Annotated in this window: 20 protein-coding genes, 1 tRNA gene and 3 pseudogenes; 12 read left to right on the top strand and 12 right to left on the bottom strand. The window is 69.2% G+C overall.

Features of this window, described 5'->3' with window-relative positions; all coding sequences use genetic code 11:
• Positions 1-90: 90 nt before the first annotated feature.
• The gene (locus AB0G63_RS05235; protein ID WP_360744521.1) at positions 91-2,331 is read right to left on the bottom strand and encodes an MMPL family transporter; all 2,241 of its coding nucleotides are present in this window, start codon (positions 2,329-2,331) and stop codon (positions 91-93) included.
• 259 nt (positions 2,332-2,590) lie between these two features.
• Positions 2,591-2,815 (bottom strand): annotated as a pseudogene (locus tag AB0G63_RS05230) (Tn3 family transposase); the annotation flags it as partial.
• A gap of 59 nt (positions 2,816-2,874) precedes the next feature.
• On the opposite strand from AB0G63_RS05230, the gene AB0G63_RS05225 reads away from it, so the two are divergent.
• The 3 genes from AB0G63_RS05225 to AB0G63_RS05215 all read left to right on the top strand — a co-directional run bounded on the left by AB0G63_RS05225 (position 2,875) and on the right by AB0G63_RS05215 (position 4,216).
• Positions 2,875-3,201, top strand: a complete 327-nt coding sequence (locus AB0G63_RS05225; protein WP_360744463.1) for a helix-turn-helix transcriptional regulator — start codon at positions 2,875-2,877, stop codon at positions 3,199-3,201.
• Between the two features lie 3 nt (positions 3,202-3,204).
• Positions 3,205-3,918, top strand: a complete 714-nt coding sequence (locus AB0G63_RS05220; protein ID WP_360744460.1) for a hypothetical protein — start codon at positions 3,205-3,207, stop codon at positions 3,916-3,918.
• A 218-nt stretch (positions 3,919-4,136) separates the two neighbouring features.
• Positions 4,137-4,216: transfer RNA gene (locus AB0G63_RS05215), tRNA-Gly, on the top strand.
• 34 nt (positions 4,217-4,250) lie between these two features.
• On the opposite strand, the pseudogene AB0G63_RS05210 reads toward AB0G63_RS05215, so the two are convergent.
• The 3 genes and pseudogenes from AB0G63_RS05210 to AB0G63_RS05200 form a co-directional block, all read right to left on the bottom strand.
• Positions 4,251-4,481: pseudogene (locus tag AB0G63_RS05210) on the bottom strand (hypothetical protein); the annotation flags it as partial.
• Between the two features lie 151 nt (positions 4,482-4,632).
• Entirely contained in the window at positions 4,633-4,899 is a 267-nt protein-coding gene (locus tag AB0G63_RS05205; protein ID WP_360744457.1) for a hypothetical protein, read from the bottom strand.
• A 221-nt stretch (positions 4,900-5,120) separates the two neighbouring features.
• Complete coding sequence (locus tag AB0G63_RS05200) at positions 5,121-5,669, bottom strand: DUF4142 domain-containing protein (protein ID WP_360744454.1); 549 nt, start codon at positions 5,667-5,669, stop codon at positions 5,121-5,123.
• Between the two features lie 326 nt (positions 5,670-5,995).
• Between AB0G63_RS05200 and AB0G63_RS05195 the strand changes: the two are divergent.
• Positions 5,996-6,208 (top strand): annotated as a pseudogene (locus tag AB0G63_RS05195) (DUF4265 domain-containing protein); the annotation flags it as partial.
• A gap of 257 nt (positions 6,209-6,465) precedes the next feature.
• Here AB0G63_RS05195 and AB0G63_RS05190 read toward each other — a convergent pair.
• The gene (locus tag AB0G63_RS05190; RefSeq protein WP_360744451.1) at positions 6,466-7,005 is read right to left on the bottom strand and encodes an ATP-binding protein; all 540 of its coding nucleotides are present in this window, start codon (positions 7,003-7,005) and stop codon (positions 6,466-6,468) included.
• A 176-nt stretch (positions 7,006-7,181) separates the two neighbouring features.
• Here AB0G63_RS05190 and AB0G63_RS05185 point away from each other — a divergent pair, with 176 nt between their 5' ends.
• Both AB0G63_RS05185 and AB0G63_RS05180 read left to right on the top strand, forming a co-directional pair.
• Positions 7,182-8,348 (top strand): helix-turn-helix domain-containing protein, encoded by a 1,167-nt coding sequence (locus AB0G63_RS05185; RefSeq protein ID WP_360744448.1) that lies wholly within the window; start codon positions 7,182-7,184, stop codon positions 8,346-8,348.
• Positions 8,349-8,366: 18 nt separating this feature from the next.
• Positions 8,367-9,092, top strand: a complete 726-nt coding sequence (locus AB0G63_RS05180; RefSeq protein WP_360744445.1) for a 5-formyltetrahydrofolate cyclo-ligase — start codon at positions 8,367-8,369, stop codon at positions 9,090-9,092.
• A gap of 39 nt (positions 9,093-9,131) precedes the next feature.
• Here AB0G63_RS05180 and AB0G63_RS05175 read toward each other — a convergent pair whose 3' ends face one another.
• The gene (locus tag AB0G63_RS05175) at positions 9,132-9,824 is read right to left on the bottom strand and encodes a recombinase family protein (protein ID WP_360744518.1); all 693 of its coding nucleotides are present in this window, start codon (positions 9,822-9,824) and stop codon (positions 9,132-9,134) included.
• A gap of 130 nt (positions 9,825-9,954) precedes the next feature.
• Complete coding sequence (locus tag AB0G63_RS05170) at positions 9,955-12,039, bottom strand: prolyl oligopeptidase family serine peptidase (protein WP_360744442.1); 2,085 nt, start codon at positions 12,037-12,039, stop codon at positions 9,955-9,957.
• 92 nt (positions 12,040-12,131) lie between these two features.
• On the opposite strand from AB0G63_RS05170, the gene AB0G63_RS05165 reads away from it, so the two are divergent.
• Positions 12,132-12,434, top strand: a complete 303-nt coding sequence (locus AB0G63_RS05165) for a dihydrofolate reductase family protein (RefSeq protein ID WP_360744439.1) — start codon at positions 12,132-12,134, stop codon at positions 12,432-12,434.
• Positions 12,435-12,543: 109 nt separating this feature from the next.
• Here the strand turns inward: AB0G63_RS05165 and AB0G63_RS05160 are convergent, their stop codons facing one another.
• Positions 12,544-13,074 carry a Tn3 family transposase gene (locus AB0G63_RS05160; protein ID WP_360744515.1) on the bottom strand — a complete coding sequence of 177 codons (531 nt, stop codon included), beginning with the start codon at positions 13,072-13,074 and terminating at the stop codon, positions 12,544-12,546.
• 441 nt (positions 13,075-13,515) lie between these two features.
• Between AB0G63_RS05160 and AB0G63_RS05155 the strand changes: the two genes are divergently transcribed.
• Positions 13,516-14,001: a DUF4265 domain-containing protein gene (locus AB0G63_RS05155; protein WP_360744512.1), complete on the top strand. Its 486-nt coding sequence runs from the start codon at positions 13,516-13,518 to the stop codon at positions 13,999-14,001.
• 133 nt (positions 14,002-14,134) lie between these two features.
• Here the strand turns inward: AB0G63_RS05155 and AB0G63_RS05150 are convergent, their stop codons facing one another.
• Positions 14,135-15,454 (bottom strand): hypothetical protein, encoded by a 1,320-nt coding sequence (locus AB0G63_RS05150; protein ID WP_360744436.1) that lies wholly within the window; start codon positions 15,452-15,454, stop codon positions 14,135-14,137.
• 825 nt (positions 15,455-16,279) lie between these two features.
• Between AB0G63_RS05150 and AB0G63_RS05145 the strand changes: the two genes are divergently transcribed.
• Both AB0G63_RS05145 and AB0G63_RS05140 read left to right on the top strand, forming a co-directional pair.
• Entirely contained in the window at positions 16,280-17,188 is a 909-nt protein-coding gene (locus tag AB0G63_RS05145) for a hypothetical protein (protein ID WP_360744433.1), read from the top strand.
• Between the two features lie 915 nt (positions 17,189-18,103).
• Positions 18,104-18,565, top strand: coding sequence for a hypothetical protein (locus tag AB0G63_RS05140; RefSeq protein ID WP_360744430.1), 462 nt, complete (start codon positions 18,104-18,106; stop codon positions 18,563-18,565).
• 80 nt (positions 18,566-18,645) lie between these two features.
• On the opposite strand, the gene AB0G63_RS05135 is transcribed toward AB0G63_RS05140, so the two are convergent.
• Both AB0G63_RS05135 and phoU read right to left on the bottom strand, forming a co-directional pair.
• Positions 18,646-18,798 carry a hypothetical protein gene (locus tag AB0G63_RS05135; protein WP_360744427.1) on the bottom strand — a complete coding sequence of 51 codons (153 nt, stop codon included), beginning with the start codon at positions 18,796-18,798 and terminating at the stop codon, positions 18,646-18,648.
• 153 nt (positions 18,799-18,951) lie between these two features.
• Positions 18,952-19,641, bottom strand: a complete 690-nt coding sequence (gene phoU / locus AB0G63_RS05130) for a phosphate signaling complex protein PhoU (protein ID WP_324783519.1) — start codon at positions 19,639-19,641, stop codon at positions 18,952-18,954.
• 227 nt (positions 19,642-19,868) lie between these two features.
• Between phoU and AB0G63_RS05125 the strand changes: the two genes are divergently transcribed.
• Both AB0G63_RS05125 and AB0G63_RS05120 read left to right on the top strand, forming a co-directional pair.
• Positions 19,869-21,134 (top strand): ATP-binding protein, encoded by a 1,266-nt coding sequence (locus AB0G63_RS05125; RefSeq protein WP_360744423.1) that lies wholly within the window; start codon positions 19,869-19,871, stop codon positions 21,132-21,134.
• Positions 21,131-21,811, top strand: a complete 681-nt coding sequence (locus tag AB0G63_RS05120; protein WP_010358452.1) for a response regulator transcription factor — start codon at positions 21,131-21,133, stop codon at positions 21,809-21,811. The genes AB0G63_RS05125 and AB0G63_RS05120 overlap by 4 nt, the downstream gene beginning before the upstream one ends.
• Positions 21,812-21,950 lie beyond the last annotated feature (139 nt).

Genomic DNA, 21,950 nt, shown 5'->3' with positions numbered 1-21,950 from the left:
GGAGCGCCTGGGTGGCGGCGTCCAGTTCCACCGCGGCGAATCAGCTCTCCCCGTGCCGCCCCGGGCCGATGGCCGCGAGCGCCGGAGGTATCAGCAGACGGTGCGGGCCGGCTCCCGCGTGCGAGCCTCAGAGCCCGTGGCAGCGGATGCCTGCGTCTGGGAGGTGAGTGCGGCGCCCTCGACGTCGACTCGGGGCAGTGCCTTGTCGAGCCACCGGGGCAGCCACCATGCCTTGTCCCCCAGCAAGGCGAGTACAGCGGGCACCAGGGCCATGCGGACGACGAAGGCGTCGAAGAGGACCGCGACAGCGAGACCGAACCCGATCGTCTTGATCATGGACTCCCCGGACCCGATGAAGCCGGAGAACACCGCCATCATGATCACGGCCGCGGCGACGACCACGCGGGCGCTGTGCCGGAAACCGCTCACCACGGCCTGGCCGGGGCGCTCACCGTGGACGTACGCCTCGCGCATGCGGGAGACGAGGAAGACCTCGTAGTCCATGGCCAGGCCGAACACGATGCCCACCAGGAAGATCGGCATGAGGCTCATGATCGGGCCGGTCTGCTCCACGCCCAGCAGTTCGGCGCCCCAGCCCCATTGAAAGACCGCAACGACCGTCCCGAGCGAGGCGAGTACCGACAGCAGGAACCCGAGAGCCGCCTTGATGGGCACGAGAATCGAGCGGAAGACGATCAGGAGCAGCAGCAGGGACAGCAGCACGATGACGGCCAGGTAGGGCACCAGGGCGTCCTGAAGGGCCTGCGCGACATCGATGTTCATCGCCGTGCTGCCGGTGACCTCGAACGTCGCGCCGGTGTCCGCCTCCAGCTTGGGACGTTCCGCCCGGATGGTCTGAACGATGTCCTTTGTGGCTTCCTCGTTCGGGCCGGTGGCCGGCACCGCGGAGAAGAGTGCGGCGTCCCCGGCCTCGTTGAACTGCGGGGGCGTGACGGACACGACGCCTTCGGTGCCCTTGATCTGTTCGGCCATCGTCGCCGCGGCCGCCTGCGGGTCCGCGGCTCCCTTGACGTCGGCGACGATGGTCAGCGGTCCGTTGAAACCCGCACCGAAGCCGTCGGCCAACGCGTCGTAGGCACGTCGCTCCGTCGTCGACGTGGGCTTCGCCTCAGCGCCGGGCATGCCCATCTCCAGCTGAGCGGCGGGCAGCGCCAGGGCTCCCAGACCGGCCACACCCAGCAGAAGGACCGCCACGGGCCGCCTCATCACAAAGCGCGCCCACCGGGTCCCGCCACTGCCGGCGGTCCCGGAGCGGCGCCCGGCGCCGCCGACCCGCTTGCCGGGCTTGCGGACCTTGCGGGACAGGACGGCGTTCGGCCACATCCCGAGCAGCGCAGGCACCAGGGTCAGCGCGACCAGGACACCGACGGCGACCGCTCCGGCGGCACACAGACCCATCTTGGTCAGCATCGGCACGCCGACCACAGACAGACCGGCGAGCGCGATGATCACGGTCAGACCGGCGAAGACCACGGCGGAACCGGCCGTGCCGACCGCGAGGCCCGCCGCTTCCCGCGGGTCGTGTCCGTTCGCGCGCTCCTCCCGGTAGCGGGAGACGACGAAAAGGGCATAGTCGATGCCAACCGCGAGCCCCAGCATCGAGGCGAGCGTGCCAGTGGTCATGGACAGCCCCAGGGCGCTGCCGAGAGCGATGATCGCGCACATGCTGACACCGACGCCGATGACGGCGGTGAGCAGCGGCAGCCCGGCCGCGGCCAGGGAGCCGAAGGTGATCAGCAGGACGACGGCGGCGAGGGCGATGCCGATCGCCTCAGCCGAACCCCCTGCGGCCGGCTGCGAGGCGAGAGCAGTGCCACCCACCTCCACCGTGAGCCCCGCTTCGCGGGCCTGGGCGACGGCCTTTTCAAGGCCGTCCTTGCTGGCTTCGGTCAGGTCGTCAGCCTTGACCTTGTAGTTGACCGTGGCGTACGCGGTCGAGGCGTCCTTGCTGACCGCGTGGGCCTTGAAAGGGTCGACGGCGCTGTCCACCTGCGCGCCATCGGCGACCGCGGACACCAGCTCGCCGATGGCGGCCTGGTTCTCCTCGGCCGTCACCTTCTCCCCGCCGGGGGCGATGAAGACGATGCGGGCGTTCGCGCCGTCGGCATCCGAGCCGGGGAATCGCTCACCGATGAGGTCGAACGCCTTCTGGGCCTCGATGCCGGGCATGAACGACGTGCCGTCGTCACTGGCGGCCGGGGCCTTGGCGGCGCCGAGACCGACACCGCCAAGGACCACCACCCACAACAAGGTCACGAGCCAGCGCCGCCGGAAGGCGGTCCGGCCCAGTCGGTACAGGAAGGTAGCCACGAGAAGGTCTCTCCAACATGAGTTCTCAGGTAGGTACCAAGGCTGTCCTTCCAGGTGCCGCCGGAGCATCCTGCCCGTGCCGTGACCTGCTCCTCGTGGCCGTGCAGCAGGCAAGGGGCCGTCCTCGTGCGAGACGAGGACGCCGTCCTCCTACCTGAGGATGACCGCGGGGCGAAGAAGATCGGCCACGGCATCTCTTCCGGGGCGGCAGCCGGGCCCGGCCGGCGGGCCCGCCAGCACTCGGCAAGGGCATCGGCGTTCAGTCCTCCGCTCCGTCGTCCTCTTCCTCGTCGTCCAGCCCGGGGGCGTCCGGGTCGCGCAGCGGTCGCAGGCCGCCGGCCGGGACGGACGGGGTGAAGCTGTAGCGGCCGAGCACGTTGAGGTTCTTGTGCTTCAGCGGCGACAGGCGTGAGACATCCTCGTCGCGGATCTCGTGGCCCTCGGCCCGCAGCCGGGCGACGGCGGCGTCGATGTACTTCGTGGTCAAGCCGGGGCGACACCCCGTTCATCGAGGTCGTCGCGCGCAAGTACCAGCAACTCCTGATGCCACGCCAGATCAGCTACCGGTGGGGCCTGCGCGAGCTGATGGCCGCCCGCGGCATGTTCACTGTCGCCGAGCTCATGCCGCACCTGACCGAACGCGGCATCACGCTGTCCTCCTCCCAAGTCCACCGCCTGGTTTCCGGCACCCCGGAACGCCTGTCCCTGCCCGTTCTGGCCACCCTCTGCGACATCCTCGACTGCACGCCCACCGACCTGATCACCACCTCCGCCCAGAACCTCCCGGCCCGCCGCGTGGTCGGCGAGGAAGCACCGATCAACCTGGCCGCCCGACGACCCACACGGGTCCGGCTGACGCCCGAAGGGTGAGCGGTGACGCCGGAGGAGTACGAGCGGTGGATGATCCGTGACTGCGCACGCTGCGGCCGTCGGGCCTCGAAGTCCGCCGAGCGGTCAGACGGTCCGATCTGCCGGACCTGCTACGAACGCGCGATGCGCGTCCGCGGCCGCTGCCCCTGTTGCGACACCGACCGGCTGCTGCCCGGACGGGACACCGATGGCACACCGATCTGCCGCGACTGCGCGGGCATCGTCCGCGACTTCTTCTGTGATCGCTGCGGCTTCGAGGGACTCCTACTCGGTGGGCGTCTCTGCGAACAGTGCACCCTCGCCGACACGCTTGCCCACCTCCTCGACGACGGCACTGGGCGTGTCGCCCCGGAGTTCCTGCCGTTGGTCAAGATCCTGTTGGAGATGGACCGGCCCAAGAGCCGACTGATCTGGCTGCGCAACCCCAACGTCGTCCGTCTCCTCCAGGGGCCGGCCACCGGCAGCATCCCGCTCACCCACGACGGGCTGCACCAGGAACCCCCCTGGCGAACCGTTACTCACCTGCGTGACCTGCTGATGGACAGTGGCGTCCTCCCGCGAGTCGACCGGCAGCTCCTCCTCTACCAGGGGTGGCTGACCGAACGGCTCGCCTCCATCGAGGAGCCCGAGCACCGTCAGCTTCTACAACACTTCGCCACCTGGCACCAGATGCGGCGCCTTAAGGATGAGGCCAGACCGCAAAGCCTGTGCCTGTAATGGCCGCCGTCCTCAGTCGATGGACGGCGGCCATTGCCGAGCCGCCCAGTCACTCAGGGTCCACCGACGTCACGCCTATGACAGTTGCATCGGCTGCCACGGCAGCGGAGTGCCTGCGAACCACGACCAGGGCGATCCACTGTGGCCAATCACGGGGAACAGCGGGGAGCACATCGGGAGGAGGCGCCAGTGCCGTACGCAGCCCGACGCAGGTCAGCGCGGCTGTCGGCAATCGCCGCCAAGAAACCACGAGCTTCCCGAGCTGAGATCGCGAGTTCGATTCTCGTCACCCGCTCCACGAAGAACCCCCAGGCCAGTGGCCCGGGGGTTCTTCATTGTCCAGACCGGTCGGCGATGCGCGCACCACAACCGCGCCATTGGCCCTCCGGTGGCCCTTCGTTGTGGTGCCCGCGGCCGCCGGTGTGGTGCTTCGTACCTTCGGCGCGTACGAGGTCGTCGAGCCCGGCGGCGACCTCCCGTTGCCGCTCCTCGGCGGAGTGATGGTAGATCAGCGCCGCCGTCTCGGAGGACTGGCCGGCGCGCACCATCATGTCGCGGAGGGTGGTTCGGCCTGACGTGATCAAAATTGCGAGGCCGAACCATGCCGAAGCCCTGGGCACCCACCCGACACGACAGCCGGATCATTGACCTGCCTGCCGACACCCCGACAGCCAGAACGGTCCGACAGGCGAACCGCCGGACCACTATGAAAGATCAATCTCCGAAGGTGACGATGTAGACCGGGCTGTTGGAGCTGCCCTCGTTGTGCACTACCGGACAGGACGTGTTCTGCTCGCTGTCCTTGGTCTTGACCTGGATTCCGCAGAAGGGTGAATCGTCCCAGTTGAGCTGGTTGATGTTGCTGAGCACGGGGATGTTGTCTCCCCCGTTACCGGTGTCAGCGCTGGCCCCGCCGATGCCGGCGAAGAGGATTCCGCACGTGGCTGCGGCCACGGCAGCAATCTTCTGGACGTTCCTCATATGTCCTCCTCCACTGCTCTGCCCCAGATCGGGCAGACACATGGAGAACGATGCGCAAAGAGGATCAGCGCGTAACGCCAGTCATGCTTTGATCACTCCTACGGCCGTACGAATTGGGCCCGTCTGCCTCTCGTCTCCGTGGTGTCCTGCAACTCCGCATCGTGATCCCATCGAAGGTGCGCATCAGTGATCCGAGATCACGTCTGTGAGCCGGCAGGCGCCTACGCGTGACACATGCCGTGGTTGACCATCTGAGTGTGGCGTGAGACCACCGGGCGCGCGCTCTTGGCCAGCGACTTCACCAGCGGGTTGGTACCCGAGGCGATCTCCTTGTCGATGAGCGCGAGGGTCTGCACGTGGGCGGGGTACTGGGCCTTGAGCCACGCGGCATCGTACGCGGACGTCCCGGCGAGGGACTTGAGGGCGGCAGTTTGCCTCAGCTGCGCACTCGTCTGCCCGGACGGCAGTGCCACGCCGAGTTCTGCCGCGGTCTTGACGACGTCGGCATCAAGGCCTCTGTGGTCGCGAATGAAGTCGGCGCCGACCCGCTTGACGCAGGCGGTGGTCGCGGCGCTCTGAGCTTGCTGACCGGTCGTGATCTCCCACAGGTTTCCCTGGTGTGCCGCGGTCAGGAGCTGCCTGTCCAGGGTGGAGACCGCCGACGACGCGAACGACGAGGACGCGAGGGCCGGCAGCGAGGTGACACCCGTGACGCACAGGGTGGTGGCGCATACGGCGGCGAAACGGGCACGGGATCGAGTCGTGTACACGAGTCCTCCGCAGGTCGCACGTGCAAGCCTCGACGAAAAAACCACCTTCGTTGCTCTAAGCGTGAGAAACCGTACCTATGCCATGGTTCACCCGGTTGAGTTCCTCGGCAACCGAGGACTCGGGCACACCTCTGTCAGCTTCGGTGCGTGGTCAAGCGTCGATCTTCGGCGGCCGACCCTACGACCTTCGACGCGCCCGCATCACCACATGGTTGAACGCAGGGGTGTCCGCACCCGAGGTCCCACAGCGAGCGCAGTCGGCGCAGAACCGGCGAATGGCCCGTGTGACGGCTGCAGCCGACAGGGCCGACCGCTGCTGCTCCCGGCGCACCTCGGAGAACTGCACCATCCGTCTCATCGTGCTCCGTGACGGCGGCTCTGGAGCTGCACGGCAGAGCGTGATCAACGCGTGTCAGAAACTCGGAGTGTGCGGCGAGGGCATGGAGCGGTTCGGCACGGTCGCTCTGGACGTCCTGCCGACTGCCGATCTCGCCAAGGTGCAGAGGCTCCTCAGCCATGGAGTGGCCGAGGAATGGTGGGGGATCAGCGGCACGGGCGGCGACGATCCGACGATGGGTGATCAGCAGGCCGTGGTCCTCCTGACCACCGTTCGTGGTCGTGTTCTGCTCAGGCGTATCTCCTTCGGCGTGGGCGGAAGCGAGCCGGCTGCCCGCTCCCTGGCTGTGGTGTCTCCGGCCGCCCCCACCGGGCGGTGGCGGTCCGGTTGGAGGCGCCTGTGCCTGACTTCGGCGCTCGTGCATCCGAAGTCAGGAGGTCACTGATCAAGGGGCAGTAATCAGGTGGAAGTGACATGCGCACGGGAGCCGCTGAGCACGCCGCATCCCGGTTCGGCAACTGACACCGGCCGCTGTGCACCCCCGTACGGAAGATCGCTGCCGATTACGCCGGGACACGGCCGGAGCGGCGGGCGTGAGCAACTGCCGATCTCGAACCAGACCACCTTTCCGTCCGGGGTCGGTCGGGAGCCCCACCTCTGGGCCAGGCTGTCGACCAACTGCAGTCCGCGCCCGCTCTCCTCGTCCGAGTTGGCCGGCGTCCGCTGCGGGAGGAGGCCGCCTTCCGCGTCCTCCGCCTCGAACCGCACACAGGTCCCGTCCCAGCTCACCGTGACCTGGCAGCCCTGCCCCGTGTGCAGCACGGCGTTCGCGATCACCTCGCCGGCCAGCAGTTCCAGCGTCTCGACCGTGTCCTCAACCAGCGGCAGGTCCCAGTCACGGACGACCGCGACGACCCTGCGACGAGCGGAAGACACGGAGCCGACGTCGGACGGGACACGGAAGGACGAGGACTTCGGGGCGGGCGTTCGGAGCGTCATGGAGGGCGGACCTTCCTGGCGGAGTGCGTCGGAGTTCCACACAACCGCCCACAACGGACAACGCCCAGAGCACAATGGACGCACCGATGCGGCATCCGTGCGTCATCACCACGTCTCACCTGGGAGTCGCCCAGCCGCACATCTCTGGCAGAGCAGGAGAAACGGGGGACAGCGTCATGGCACACCGCCGCAACGGCCTCGCAGCGCGCCGCCGGACCGTGGGCCTCACCCAAGAGGCTCTCGCCGAGCACATGCGGGTGGACCGCTCCACCGTCACCCGCTGGGAATCAGGCCGCACCGCTCCGCAGCCCTGGATGCGTCCGCGGCTGGCCCGCCTTCTGCGCGTCGATGCCGAGGGTCTCAATGACCTGCTGACCGTGCGGTCGCCAGATGACACGCAGGGACAGGATGCCCTCGATCACGCGATGCTTCACCCCGGCCGCATCGACCTGTCCGCCATCACCGCACTTCGCACGCGCTTCGACGACTGCGCCGCTCGCTACGACCGTTTTCCTTCGGCCGGTCTCATCGCAGAAGCAGCAGCACAACTCAACCGCATCGACCGGCTCGCCGCTGGCTCGGCCCGCGGGCGTGTGCAGAGGGAACTGCACGCTCTGCACGCCGACGCGTGCACTCTCATGGGGCAGTTGGTCTGGGACGCCTCCCAGCGCCGCGACCACACCACTGCCAAGACCTACTACGAGCAGAGCGCCGGTCTCGCCCGCCACCTACGTGACACCACTCTCGAAGCGCATGCCTTACTGCGCACCTGCTACGTCGCGCTGTACGGCGCACGCGACGCGCGGGCCGGGCTCGCGCTCGCGGAGCAAGCTGCCGAAACCGCCGAGCGCACGAGTCCCGCCCTGGCCGGGCTGGCGCTCCTGCACGTCGCCGAGGCACACGCCATGCTGCGGTCGGCCTCGGACTGCGAACGTGCTCTCGTCGGCGCGGAACGCCGACTGGCACGTGCGGACGGCAGCGACGCCGCAGCCGACCTGGTGTCGCCCACCCAGTTCGGCCGTCTCGCAGGTTCCTGCTACCTCGCCCTCGGAGACCACCAACGGGCCGAGACCCTGCTGGCCGAGGCGGCGGAACAGCTACGGGACAGGCGAAAGTCACGCGCGATCGTGCTGGGGAACCTTACGCTCGCCCGTATCCGTCAACGCGACGTCGAGGCGGGAGTGGCCAGCCTCACCGAAGCCATCGCCGAGTTGGAGACCACACGCGGGGGCGGAGGCATGAACATCGTCTTCGGAGCCGCCCGCGAACTACGCCCCTGGCGACAGGAACCCCTCGTCGCAGAGGTCCACGACAGACTGTTCGGCTTGATGACGGCAGCTTAGGAGAGAAGAGGAGACACGGTGGCAGCCAACTCCCTGGACCGCGCCAAGCAGGCGGTACGCACGCAGGTCTGGGACGCCCTGACCGCCGCGGACGCCGTCCACGACCGCTCCGTTCACGGTCGCATCCCCCATTTCAAGGGTGCCGAGCAAGCTGCGGCCCGACTCGCGGCACTTCCGGCCTGGCAGCGCGCGAGCGTGGTCAAGGCCGTACCGGACAAGGCGCAACTCCCCGTCCGGGCAAGAGCTCTGGAGGAGGGCAAAACCGTCTACATGGCGGTCCCGAAACTGGCCACTCTCAAGCCCTTCTACCTCCTCGACCCGGCTGCCCTCACCGTCCCACCCTCCGAGGCCGCAGCCAGCCGCACCGCTGCCGCCATCGCTCCCATGGTCGAGGTCGACGCCCTCCGGCCGTTGGACCTGATCATTCTCGGCAGCGTCGCCGTCAACCGTGACGGCGCCCGCATCGGAAAGGGCGCCGGCTACTCCGACATCGAGTTCGCCCTGCTCACCGAAGCCGGCCTGGTGACGCCGGACACCATCGTCGCCACCACCGTCCACCCACTCCAGGTGACAGAGACCCCGATCCCCACCACCGAGCACGACGTCGACGTCGACCTGATCGTGACCCCCGACGAGACCATCACCTGCCCGAACCCCCACCGGCCCTCAGGAGTCGACTGGTCGGCCCTGACGACGGAAAAAATCGCCACGATCCCAGCCCTCATGGCCCGACAGGATTCCTGAGCACCAAACCCTCAGCCCTCACGGCCCTGGTGTCCTAGCTCAGACACCAGCCGCAAAGTAGGTCGTGAGTAGCGGAGCGAGTCCCGTTTCCCTGTCCGGGGCACCGTCGTTGGCCGCTACGAGATCCGTGATGGCCGTCTGTTCGTCGTACTCCCGCAGCATTCGCATGACAGTCGCCGGGGAGGGGTGCTGTCCCTTCCGGGCGCCCTTGGTGATGACGAGCCGGGTAGCAATCTCGCGAAGGCTCAGCTCCTGGCCTCGCAGGTGCAGCGCCATGCCCAGCATGTCGTCGTCGGTAACGCTCGCGCCGCCGATCGACTTGCCGCGCTTCCTCGCCGACTCGTGGCCCTCCAGCGTGCGGTCACGGATGTACTCGCGCTCCATGCCCGACAGCGCGGCGAGCACGGTGAAGACGACGCCGCCCGGGTCGTGCGAGCCCTGCAGCTCCCCGGTGAGGAACTCCAGGCCGACGTCAGTGGCACGCAGTTCCTCGGCGAGCGTGGCGAGGTCGATGCCGCGGCCGAGCCGCTTGTGCTCGTGCACGACCAGGGTGGCCCGGACACCGGACGCGCGGATCTCGCGGGCGAGCGTGACGGCTTTCTCCAGCTCCGGCCGCTTCGTGGCACGGGTCGAGATCTTCTCGGAGAACACCCGGGTGACCCCGGCAGCAGCCAAGGAGTCGAGCTGCGAGTCCAGGGACTGGCGCGCGGTGGAGGCGCGGGCGTAACCGATGCGGACATGACCGACCGGCTCGGCGTCGGCCCCGGCCGGGCGCGGCAGCCACCTATGAAACAGCGGGACGGCGGGCGGACCCCCGGTTCTTCGAGGGCAGGGAGTCCGTCTCCGCCTGATCAGCCACTGATCATCTCGGCCGCGCTGAGATGCCGAGCGCCCAGCAGAGGAAGCTCAGCTCGTCGACGTCCTGCTCGATCAGGGCCGACAGGGTGGTTCCTCCGCCATGGCCGGAGTCACGCAGCGGTACCAGCAGGTAGGGGCCGCCCTGCGGGGCGTCGGCTTGGAGGGCCGCGATCATCTTGAGCGGGTCGTGTGGCGGTACGGTGCGATCGTTGAGTGCTGACGCGATCGCCATCACCGGGTAGCGGCGGTCGGGCCGTATGTTGTGGTAGGGCGAGTAGGCGGCGAGGTAGGCGCACTCGTCGGGGTCGTCTGGCGAGCCGTATTCAACGGTGGTGCCACTGAGGTTGGGGAAGGTGGGAAAGCGCAGCATGTCGAGCAGGGGTGCGCGGCAGTAGACGGCGCCGAACGCATCGGGTGCTTGCAGTGCGGTGACGGCGACCATCAGGCCGCCGTTGCTGTTGCCGCGCGAGGCGATCCTGTCGGGGGTGGTCCACCCGGTGGCGACCAGATGGCGGGCCGCGGCGATGTAGTCGTCGAAGGCGTTCTGCCGGCGCATGCCGACGGCTGCCTGGTGCCAGGTGCGGCCGTATTCGCCGCCGCCGCGTATGTTGGCGTGGGCCAGCACTCCGCCGAGCTTGAGCCAGGCGGCGCTGACGGCTGAGAAGCGCGGTTCCACGGGGATGTTGAAGCCTCCGTAGCCGCTGAGCCGGACCGGTCGCCGTCCGTCGCGCGGCAGGTCGGTGCGGTAGACAAGGAACATCGACACGGGGGTGCCGTCGGCCGACTCGTACCAGACCTGCTGCGTGGTGTACGCGGCCGGGTCGAGGCCAGCGTCCGGTACGTGGTAGGCCTCCAGGCGGTCGTGTGCGTAGTGGTACTTGTAGACCGACGGCGGCTGCACGAACGAGGTGAAGGCCACCCACACGTCGTCGCCGTGCCAGGAGCCGGTGACCCCGCTGACGACGCCCTCCCCCTCGTTCCGGTTGACCGAGCCGAGGGACGGGAGCGCCAGGTCCCTCAAATGAGTGCCGTCCTCGGCGTGGACGGCCACCCTGTGCGAGGCGGCGTGCGAGTAGACGGCGTAGAGGCGGCCCCCGATCCCGGTGACGGTCTGCAGGATGTCCGGGCTTTCCGGGATGAGCGTGTGCCATGAGGTCGGGTCGGTGAGGGGAGCCCTGCACAGGCGTCCGCGCGGCGCGTCGAGGTCGGTCCACACGAGTACCGAGTCGTCGATCACCTGCACCTGGTTGACCGACCGCATTCCGGTAGCCACCGGGATCACTTCGTTGTCGGTCAGGCGCAGCAGGGTAACGTCGTTGGCGTGCACGAAGTCCCACACGGTGATGACGGCGTACCGGCCACACTCGCTGGTGCTCACGGTGCACCAGTGTTCCTTGTCGCGATCGTCCCCGAAGACCTTGCGGGCCGGGGTGTCCGAGCCGATCCGGTGGTCGTAGACGGCGTGCCAGTAGGCCTCCTCGTCAAACGGGACCTCGCCGGGCTCTGGGCATGCGGTGTAGAAGAACCCGGACGAATCGGGTCGCCAGGCGACCGAGCCGTGGTCGGTGCCTCGCAGTCGGTCGGGCAACAGCTGGCCGGTCTCGACGTCAAGGACATGGATCACCGCGTTGTGGGTGCTGCCGCTGGCCCGGCCGAATGCCACCAAGGTGCCGTCGGGGGACGGCTCGGCGAACACCAGGACGTCGCCGGCCGGCCAAGCGCCCGGGTCGAGCACAGTTTCTGAAGGGGCGCCGGTCGAACGGTGCATCACTAGGGCGGACTTCTCGTCATCGGCACCGGCCTGCCAAAGGAAAGTGCGCCCGCCCCGGCCCGCAGGGATCGGAGGGGACAGTCGCGCGTAGCGAGCGGAACGGGTGACGGCCGTGCGCAAACCATCGCGTCCAGGGACGCTGTCGAGCACCGTGCGGGTGACCGTCTCCTGGGCAGCGATCCAGGCGACCGTCTCGTCGTCGTCGAGCCGTTCCAGCCAGACATACGGGTCCCCGTAGCGTCGGCCGTGCAGCGTGTATCCGCTCTCAGGGACACGGCGCGTCGGGGGGACCTCCACAGGCAGCGTTGGCCTGACCATCAGGTGCCTTTCTTTTCGGGCCAGCACGGCCTCGGGGAGTTGGCCGGGACAAAAACGATCTACAAGCTAAGCAGACGCCCTGGCCACCGCGCATGAATAACCTTTGCTGGTTCTGCACCATCAGGGCCGATGTGCTCTCTCCCACATATTTGGACGGCCTCGTCACCGACCTTGACGAGCGCGGGATCAAGCACGTCTACCCTGACGGTGGACGCCTCATCCAGAGCTTCATCCACGCCGGACGCGTCGACGCGTTCATCATCAGCGTCGCCCCGGTCCTTGTCGACACCGGACATTGTCTCTTCGGCGAGCTGACCCAGGACGTCCCGCTGCGCCTGGACTCGGCCACCACCGTCGGCGGCTTCGCGCAGCTGCGTTACACCGTGGGGCAGTAGCGGCGCATCCAGGCGGGTCGGCGATGCAGTGCGAGAACAGGAGGGTGGTTGCGACAACCGCCGCAACCCGCCCGCTCGTCCTCGCGGTCGGCGTGAGCGAGTGCGCCCATTACGTGGCCTCCTTCACCGGAGGTCGGCGAGGTCCTGGAAGGCGGTCATCGCTTGTCCGCAGCGGATCGTTCGGCGGTATCGACCGTGGCGCGGGGTCGGGGCACGGTCGCGGCCGGCCCCAGGTCAAGGCGCTCACACCCGAGGACCGGCGCGGCCTGACCGCACTGTCCTGGTCCAACGTCAACCCATACGGCGAGGACCAGGACCCGAACTTCTTCGAGTCCGACGCACAGGCGGTGCCTTGACCCCACCAGGCGGTGTCGCGGGCGGCGAAGGTGGCGTTCACGAGCCTGGTGACGGCGGCCCGCAGGTTGTCGACGGTGATGAAGTGCCGACGCACGTGCCGCAGCGCGGCCTCGCTTTCACCGTGCTCGCCGGTCGCCACGATCGCCCGGATGCCCATGTTGGTGCCCAGAGCGAAGAGGGCCAGCAGCAGGCGGCGCTGGAGGACGTCACGCTCGATGCGCTCGTAGGCGGCCACCGAGGAGAACTCGTCGGTGAAGCCGGTGAGGAAGTCGGCGTTCTTCAGTACGGACGCAGCTTTAAGAATGGCAGCAGTTTCCTAGCACGGGCGCATGGCCGAGTATTCGATTTCTGTCGGCGTGCTGGCTTGCAGTCGCACCATTCTTGCAAGCAGGGACTGCCGCTCATACAACGTCAATCCTGGAAGATCCGAGGCGGTCCCACCCTCCGAGGCCGCAGCCAGCCGCACCGCTGGCGCCGTCGCCACCACCGTCGAGGTCGACGCCCTCCGGCCGTTGGATCTGATCATTCGACGACACCGGCAGTCTGGCGCAGGCCGGTGGGGGGCGCAGCGAGGCACGCGCGCGTCTGATCGGTCGGCAATCCCGCCGTCGTGGCCGACTGTCGTCGGCTGGGGCAGAGGCGAGCCCAATCCAACTCCGAGCAGACGTCTCCTGTCACCTACCCACCCGCGGCCGGTGCGGCAGGACTGTGCATCCTGATCACCATTACGAACCCCGAAGGCCCGTACGTGAAGGTGCACTTCCGGCTTGAAGTCGAAGATGACTGGCCTCCGGCGTCGGTGGAGAGTCTGTGGGCCGTCGACCAGGGCGACGGCACCGCGCGGCTCGACAACATCCCCTGGTTCGTCCGAGGGATCGCCTGCGGGGACATCGTGGCAACCGAGCCCGATGACGAAGGCGTGCGGTGGGCCGGCGAGGTGGTTCGACGTTCGGAGAACTGCACGATTCGCCTCATCTTGTTCCGTGACGGCGGCTCGGGAGCTGCACGGCAGAGTGTGATCAACGCGTTTCAGAGACTTGGCGTCGGCAGCGAGGGCATAGAGCGGTTCGGCATGGTGGCCTTGGATGTCCCGCCGACTGCCGATCTCGCCAAGGTGCAGAGGCTCCTCAGCCATGGAGTGGCCGAGGAATGGTGGGAGATGGAAGAGGGATGCATCACTGCGCAGTGGCAGGCTGCCGCCGCTGACTGAGGCCGTTCTCGGGGCCAGGCTCTGGAGGAGGGCAAAACCGTCTGCATGGCGGTCCTGACAGGCGTGCGCCCGGGCGCTGTGCGTGGCGTCCGGGCGCAGGGCGAACGGCGGTGCGCCGGCCGTATGGCGTGGCTCAGGACCGGTGCTGGTGGTCGCGGCAGTCGGAGAGCCGGAAGGAGGCGATCCGGGTGTGCCAGTCATCGGCGCTTTCGGATGCCTGGTACTGGTTGGTGTACCAGAAGGTGCAGTCGTCCGACGGGTCGATGGCCATGGAGGTGTAGTCGCCCCAGCGGTCGTCTTCGGTCTGGGAGGCCGAGCCGGTCCATACCGTGGTCTCGCGGAACGTCATCCGGCCCGGCCGGTCGCCGGCCAGACGCCCGGTGACGCGGATCGAGGGATGGTCCTGGGAGGACGACTGCGAGTAACCCAGCGCGATGTCACCCACCCGGTTCTGGGCGATGGAGCCCATCCACCGGTAGGTGGGGTCCGGAGCGTAGGTGCTCTGCTGCTCCACCACCGGCCGGCCGTTGCGCAGCCGCAACTCGTACCAGCGCACGCCCACGGCGCCGCGCGCGTCGACCGAGTGGTTGAACACCAGCGACTCGCGGCCGCCGATGTTGCGGTAGGCGAGCCGGTACATCGGCCAGAGGGAGAGCGAGTCCAGCTTCTGCGTGGTATCGGCCTGCGGGACGCACATTCGCCCGTTGACATTGGTGCGCTCACACGCGCGGGTGAAGGGAGCCACACTCAACCTCCTCGGGCCGGTCACGGAGGTGGCGGCCTGGTTCCTCCAGTCGATATGGAAGCGGAAGTAGTCCAGGGACCTGTCGTCGTCGCCCAGGGTGACCAGCGTGTTCGGCTCGCCGAACGGGGGCGGATTCGTGCCGTCGAGGTCGGAGGCGAGCGGGATGGGGTTCACCGGGAGGTAGTAGCACTGCTGGTCGGCGTCCTGACCACGCAGCATCCTGCTGCGGTCCCAGGCGCACGCCTCCTTCATGTCGAGACCGACAGGGTTGATGGTCACGTAGTAGGCGTCGGGCCACACCGCGACCTTCTCGTAGTCGGGGTCGTACTGGTACCCGAAGGCGTAGCGGTGGTAGGAGCCCGTCGCGTCGGACGTGGTGGAGACGGCCACGCACAGCCGCTTCTCCGGGTAGGAGAACTGGGTGAAGACCCAGCGGTGGGCGAGGGTGTCCCAGCGGACGACGGGGTCCACGTTGAACCCGGTCTCGCAGGGTCCCCCGAAGCCCTCCCACAGGGTGTTGGTCGGGGTCGGCCCCAGCAGCGTGCTCCCGCTCTTGGAGTAGATCGCGAGTTCGATGTTGGTGACCTGCATGATCTGGCTGGTGCCCACCGAGGTGTTCGGGTCCGGCGGATGGGTGCCGCCCTGGGAGATGCCCTCGAAGTTGCGGCGCAGCTGGACCGGGGACCGGCTGCCCTGGTGCCGCTGCACCACCGGATCCGGGGCGGCTCGCCCGGGGAGAGTGGAAGGCGGCAGCCTTCTGGGGCGAGGGGCGGTGGGTGGCGTGGGCGGAACCTGGCCGGGCGTCTGCGCCAGCGTGCGCAAGGGCGGCGAGGTGTCGTGGTGCAGCGCGGGTCCCGAGTCGGGTGACCGGACCGGCCGCTCCCGCCCCGTGCGCTCGAGATCGGCGCCGGCGGCGGGCGTGGGGGACCATGCGGGGAAGACAGCCAGGGCCACGCCCAGCGCTGCGAGTGCCGAGAACGAGCGCAGGCCACGGAAGACTTGCACAAAGCCTCCAAAGCGGTCGGCGAACCTCGGATCGGTTCGCCCGGTGACGGCACCGGCCGACGCCGCGCCTGCCTACGACGGCTGCCCGAGGACACTCACGCCCGGGGCGCATCGCCATGTGCCGTCCGTACCGGAAGAGCGGCTTCTCCGGTGCAAGGACCGCCAGTTACCCACGCCGCCCACCGCCGGCCACGGCACGTGATGCCGTGTCATGCGCGCATCCCTCGTACGGCGCATCGCCGGGAGGCCGCCGCGGCGCCGCCGCGCCCGCTGTGCGCGGGCCGCGGCCGGCCCCGGCGTGTGGCCGGAGGTGTGCTCATGAACGCCGTTCATGACGACAGGGGGCTCAGGGATCGGCCTCTCCACCGGCCCGAACGCACTGAATGGGGCCATTAGGTGTAAATCGGGAGGTTATTCGTGATGTTGTGCGGCGTGTCGGGCACCTTTCGCACAACATCTTTGCCGCGGCGCCGCACGAGGCCTTCTCGTGCCTGTTCGTGCGCGGCAGGCGTCCCCCAAAGGAGTGGCATGTTCACGCGTAAATTCTGCGTCCGGTCCGCCCAGGTGCTCTGCGCAGGCACCGCCGCAACGCTCATCCCCCTGGCCCTGGCTCCTGTCGCCTCGGCCGCGACACTGACCGTGGCGTGCAGCGAGGCCGCCCTGAAGTCCGCCATCAACACGGCCAACAGCACCCCCGGCAGCGACACCCTCAACCTGGCGCCCCGCTGCACGTACCGGCTGACCGCCGAACTGCCCGCCATCACCTCGCCGATCGTCATCAACGGCAATGGCGACACCATCAGCCGGGTGTCGGGGACGTTCCGCATACTCACGGTCAACGCCGGCTCCCTGACCCTCCGAGAGATCGTCCTCAGCAACGGTGACGCCACGGGCAGCTCGATCGCGAACGGAGCCGGCGGCGCCATCGTCGTCACCGGCAACGGCAGCCTGAACCTCGCCGCCAGTGTGATCAGGAACAACCACGCCGACTTCGGCGGTGGCGTCAGTGTGTTCAGTGGATCCCAGGCGCAGATCAGCGCCAGCGTCTTCACGGGCAACAGCGCGACCCAGAACGGCGGCGCCGTCGTCAGTGACAGCACGGCGTCCGTCACCGCCTCCCAGATCAGCGGCAACACGGCCGGCAACGTCGGCGGCGGCATCGCCAACATCGGGACACTGACGGTCAGCGGCACCAGCATCATGAACAACACGGCGCCGAACGGCGGCGGGGGCCTGGCCAACGGTGTACCCGCTGCCGCCGGTGGCACCGCCACGGTGACCGCCAGCGCCATCGTCAACAACTCGGCAAGCGGTACGAACCCGGGCGGCATCTACAACAACGGCGGCACCGTGACCCTGCGTGCCAGCCTGGTGGCCGCCAACAAGCCGAACAACTGCCTCAACAGCCCGACACCGGTCCCCGGCTGCGTCGGCTGATCTCCGCGCCCTTTCGTTCCGGACGGGAGGGCAGCGCCCTGTGCCGGCACCACGCTGCTCCTCCGCAGACCCCATGCCGCGCCAGAAGCCGAAGGCCCTGGCGCGGCATGGGGTTCATGTGACCCACCGCCGGGGCCGCCGGTGTCCCTGCGGCGTCGGCTGGGACGATGCCTGAGTGCACTACTTCTCGTATGCCGGCCTCGGTGACGGTCATGACCGGCGGCCCTTCCCGGAGCCCAGGCGGGCCGAGCCCGGCGACTGGCCGAAGCTGGAGGCCGCGCTCGCTGTGGTCAACCGGGACCTGGCGGCGACCTTGCCGGGCCGGGACGCGCTGGTGCTGATGGTCGTGCCGTCCCGGCGGCCTTCGTCACCGGGCGGGATCGACGACGAGGATCAGGTCTACGTGGCGATGCCGGACGGCAGTTGGCAGGGTAATCCGGTGAACGCGTGTGACCTGGAGGAGGGCGACCCGCCGGAGCCGGACGACGCGGCGACGGTCCTGACGGTGGTCGCGAAGGCGGCGCAGGAGACCGTCATGGAACTGCTGTGGCAGGTCTGGCCGGTCTGCCGGGAACACAGGATCGGCATGCATCCGCGTCCCGCCGGTACCGCTGAGGACCGGTACCAGGGCGAAATGGACGCGGCGAACCCGCCGGTGTGGTGGTGCCGGGGCGGCCGGGACGGTGGCTGCCACGACGTCGCCCCGGTGGGCGAGTTGGCCGCCACCCTGCCGGGAAAGCAGCGCCGCGCACTGCGGCACAGCGAGCGTCGACGGGACGGCCGCCGACAGCCGCCATGCGCTCTCCCACAGGGGCGGGCCACGGGGCACGGGGACGGGGCCAAGAATGCCGAGCAGAGGGGGAGTTGGGCGTGGCTGTGCGGTGTCTCAGGGATGAGCTGGGGTTGTTCTACGGCATGCACGACATTTTCGCGTGCGCGCGGGACGGCGAGCGGTGGACCGACCGTTGGTACGTCTTCGACCGTTCCGTTCAGGTCGGGGACACGGTGTTCGTCGCCGACGTGGACGAGGGGGTGCTGGCCCGCAGGCGGGTTGTGGCCGCCGAGCCTGGTGACCAGGTGCGTGGTGACGAGGGGTGCGCCGATCTCAGCGCCGCCTACTGCCGGGACCTCTTCGACGTGGGCGGCGACGCGCCGTTCGTGCGGTTCGACGTGGACTCGGCCACCGAGCCGTTCGACGCCGAGACGCTCAGCCTCGTGTGGCCGGCCGGCCGACCCGAGTGCGCCGGGCTGACGCTGGAGGGCGTGCGGTCCGGCGGGCCCGTCGAGCAGCGGTACGTGCCCGCGCTGACGCGCTACTGGGAAGAGCACGTCGACCGTCTGCTGGGGCAGGGGAACGCCGTTCGCCTCACGCTCTGACGGCGGTCACAGCGTGCGAGGGGGCCTCGGCCGTCAGGTGCCGGGGCCCCTGGTCGCGTCCTACGTGTCGTGCGGCGTCGTCAGCCGCACTGACACGCGCCGCCCGACTGGCAGCCGCAGCCGCAGCCCGAGCCGCAGCCGCACGCGCCGAAGAGCGGGAGGCTCCGGGCTTCGGCGGGCTGGTCCGTCTCGCGCTCCTGCGTGGGGTCGGGCGTGATGGGGGCTTCGGCCATGGGTCCTCCTCGAGGCGGGTGCCTTTGCCCATTGCATCCCCGTCCCCCTGGGCGCATCAACGGCGCACGGAGGCAACGGCGCACACCGCCCGGTCAGAGCAGCCGGCAACCGGCAACCGGGCGGGGGCGCCCATGACCTGCGCCCCCGAAGGGCTACGCCCCCTCGCCGCCCGTGACCGGCTGGACGTCCGACTGCAGTTCGTCCGCGTGCTCGCCGGTGACCAGGAACACCACCCGCTTGGCGACCGCCACCGCGTGGTCGGCGAACCGCTCGTAGTAGCGGCCGAGGAGGGTGACGTCCACCGCCGTCTCGATGCCGTGCTTCCAGCGGTCGTCGATCAGGTGCTGGAACAGCGTGCGGTGCAGCAGGTCCATCGCGTCGTCGTCCGCCTCCAGCTGCAGCGCCAGGTCGACGTCCTTGGTGATGATGCACTCCGCCGCCTTCGCCATCAGGCGCTGCGCGAGCTGGCCCATCTCCAGGATCGTGGCGTGCAGGTCGCGCGGCACCGCGCGCTCGGGGAAGCGCAGCCGGGCCAGCTTGGCCACGTGCTGGGCGAGGTCGCCCGAGCGCTCCAGGTCGGCGGACATCCGCAGGCTGGTGACGACGATCCGGAGATCCGTCGCCACCGGCTGCTGGCGGGCCAGCAGCGCTATGGCGCGGGCCTCCAGCTCGTGGTGGAGCTCGTCCACCTTCTTGTCGGCCTCGATGACGCTCTCGGCCAGCTTCAGATCGGCGTCGAGGATCGCGGTCGTGGCGCGCCCGATCGCCGACCCGACCAGCCGGGCCATCTCCACCAGACCGTCGCCGATCGAGTCCAGTTCCTCGTGGTACGCGTCCCGCATCTTCGCATTCCCTCTCGTACGTGTTCATCCGGGGGCTGCCCGGGGGCCGGGGCCGGCGCGAAACCGGCGCTTCGCACCCCACGCTCCCACGTTCCGGCCCGTACGCGTCCGTTTCCGTCACCCCAAATGAACCATCCCTGGCTCCAAGGTGAACTCTGGGCGACGAGTGTCCGAGGTCGCACCGCGACGGCTGTGGGCATGACTTACCCCATGCCTAACCTGGACGCATGGACGTGAACGCGGCGGTCGCCGCAGCGGCAGCGATCGCCGGTGTGCTCACCGGTGTGATCGCCATGCTGGCGTTCCGCTGGAGCGAGCGGGAGCTGAAACGCCCCACCCGCACCTCTCTGCACACCGACCCGGTGCTTCCGCCGGGCGTGGACACCGTCCTGTCCGTGCTCCGGTCGTCCGCCGTGGTCCTCGACGAGGCGGACGCCGTCGTCAAGGCCAGTTCGGCGGCGTACGCCCTGGGACTGGTCCGCGGCGGCCGGCTCTCCGTCGAGCCCATGCTGCAGATGGCCCGGGACACCCGGCGGGACGGTGAGATACGGCAGGTCGAGCTCGACCTGCCCAGACGCGGGACCGGGCGCGGGGAAGCCCTCGCCGTCTCCGCGCGGGTGGCCCCGCTCGGCTCCCGGCTGGTGCTGCTGCTCGTCGAGGACCTCACCGAGGCCCGCCGCATCGAGGCGGTCCGGCGTGACTTCGTGGCGAACGTCAGCCATGAGCTCAAGACGCCGGTCGGCGCGCTCTCCCTGCTGTCCGAGGCCGTGATGGACGCATCCGACGACCCCGAGGCGGTGGAGCGCTTCGCCGGCCGCATGCAGATCGAGGCGACCCGGCTGACCAACCTGGTGCAGGAGCTCATCGACCTGTCGCGAGTGCAGAACGACGACCCCCTCGAGGACGCCGAGCCGGTCCGGGTCGACGAACTGGTCGCCGAGGCCGTCGACCGCTGCCGGCACGCGGCCGGCGCCAAGCAGATCACGATGGCCTCCGGCGGCACGGCCGGCCTGCGCGTGTGGGGCCACCGCGGCCAGCTCGCCGCCGCCCTGGGCAACCTCGTCGAGAACGCCGTCAACTACTCGCCCGCCCGCACCCGCGTCGGCATCGCCGCCCGCCGGGTGACCGGACCCGGCGGCGACAGCATCGAGATCGCCGTCACCGACCAGGGCATCGGCATCTCCGACAAGGACAAGGAGCGCATCTTCGAGCGCTTCTACCGCGTCGACCCGGCCCGCTCCCGTGCCACCGGAGGCACCGGCCTGGGTCTGGCGATCGTCAAGCACGTGGCCGCCTCGCACGGCGGGGAGGTCACGGTGTGGAGTTCCGAGGGACAGGGCTCCACGTTCACCCTGCGACTGCCGGAGGCGGGCGCGACCCGCGACCGTGCGCACGAGCACCCCGGTCACGATGACGAGACCGGGCAGTCCCGCGACGTATCTCCTGACACCACCCCGTACGAACCGCTTCCCGCTCCGGAGGTCCTTCCGTGACCCGTGTGCTCGTCGTCGAGGACGAGGAGTCCTTCTCCGACGCCCTGTCGTACATGCTCCGCAAGGAGGGCTTCGAGGTCGCCGTGGCGGCCACCGGGCCCGACGGACTCGACGAGTTCGAGCGCAACGGCGCCGACCTCGTCCTCCTCGACCTGATGCTGCCGGGTCTGCCCGGTACCGAGGTGTGCCGTCAGCTGCGCGGCCGCTCCAACGTCCCCGTGATCATGGTGACGGCCAAGGACAGCGAGATCGACAAGGTCGTCGGCCTGGAGATAGGCGCCGACGACTACGTCACCAAGCCGTTCTCCTCGCGGGAACTGGTCGCCCGCATCCGGGCGGTGCTGCGCCGCCGGGGCGAGCCGGAGGAGGTCACGCCGGCCGCGCTGGAGGCGGGCCCGGTCCGCATGGACGTGGACCGGCACGTGGTGACGGTCTCCGGCTCCAAGGTCGACCTGCCGCTGAAGGAGTTCGACCTGCTGGAGATGCTGCTGCGCAACGCCGGCCGGGTGCTGACCCGTATGCAGCTCATCGACCGGGTGTGGGGCGCCGACTACGTCGGTGACACCAAGACCCTCGACGTGCACGTCAAGCGGCTGCGGGCGAAGATCGAGCCGGACCCGGGCGCGCCGCGCTACCTGGTCACGGTCCGCGGTCTCGGCTACAAGTTCGAGCCGTAAGCCGCCGACCCGAAGCGCCGGCGCCGAGCCGCCGACCCCGCAGCGCCATGACACCTCGGTCACCTGTGTCACCTGTGTCACCAGGTCGTCGGCCGGTGCCGGACATGCCGAAGGGCGGGACCTCCCCGGGAGGTCCCGC

Origin of the sequence: Streptomyces sp. NPDC020996 (assembly GCF_040641355.1) — a bacterium.
Taxonomy (GTDB): Bacteria; Actinomycetota; Actinomycetes; order Streptomycetales; family Streptomycetaceae; genus Streptomyces.
The sequence above is the reverse complement of the archived record's forward strand: the minus strand, read 5'-3'. Positions and strand labels throughout refer to the sequence as shown.

Bases quoted from the DNA above. Each gene is read 5' to 3' on its own strand.
- AB0G63_RS05225 (WP_360744463.1), top strand. From the start codon at position 2,875: ATGCCACGCCAGATCAGCTACCGGTGGGGCCTGCGCGAGCTGATGGCC.
- AB0G63_RS05205 (WP_360744457.1), bottom strand. From the start codon at position 4,899: ATGAGGAACGTCCAGAAGATTGCTGCCGTGGCCGCAGCCACGTGCGGA.
- AB0G63_RS05190 (WP_360744451.1), bottom strand. From the start codon at position 7,005: ATGACGCTCCGAACGCCCGCCCCGAAGTCCTCGTCCTTCCGTGTCCCG.
- AB0G63_RS05185 (WP_360744448.1), top strand. From the start codon at position 7,182: ATGGCACACCGCCGCAACGGCCTCGCAGCGCGCCGCCGGACCGTGGGC.
- AB0G63_RS05170 (WP_360744442.1), bottom strand. From the start codon at position 12,039: ATGGTCAGGCCAACGCTGCCTGTGGAGGTCCCCCCGACGCGCCGTGTC.
- AB0G63_RS05165 (WP_360744439.1), top strand. From the start codon at position 12,132: ATGAATAACCTTTGCTGGTTCTGCACCATCAGGGCCGATGTGCTCTCT.
- AB0G63_RS05145 (WP_360744433.1), top strand. From the start codon at position 16,280: ATGTTCACGCGTAAATTCTGCGTCCGGTCCGCCCAGGTGCTCTGCGCA.
- AB0G63_RS05140 (WP_360744430.1), top strand. From the start codon at position 18,104: ATGCACGACATTTTCGCGTGCGCGCGGGACGGCGAGCGGTGGACCGAC.
- AB0G63_RS05135 (WP_360744427.1), bottom strand. From the start codon at position 18,798: ATGGCCGAAGCCCCCATCACGCCCGACCCCACGCAGGAGCGCGAGACG.
- phoU (WP_324783519.1), bottom strand. From the start codon at position 19,641: ATGCGGGACGCGTACCACGAGGAACTGGACTCGATCGGCGACGGTCTG.
- AB0G63_RS05125 (WP_360744423.1), top strand. From the start codon at position 19,869: ATGGACGTGAACGCGGCGGTCGCCGCAGCGGCAGCGATCGCCGGTGTG.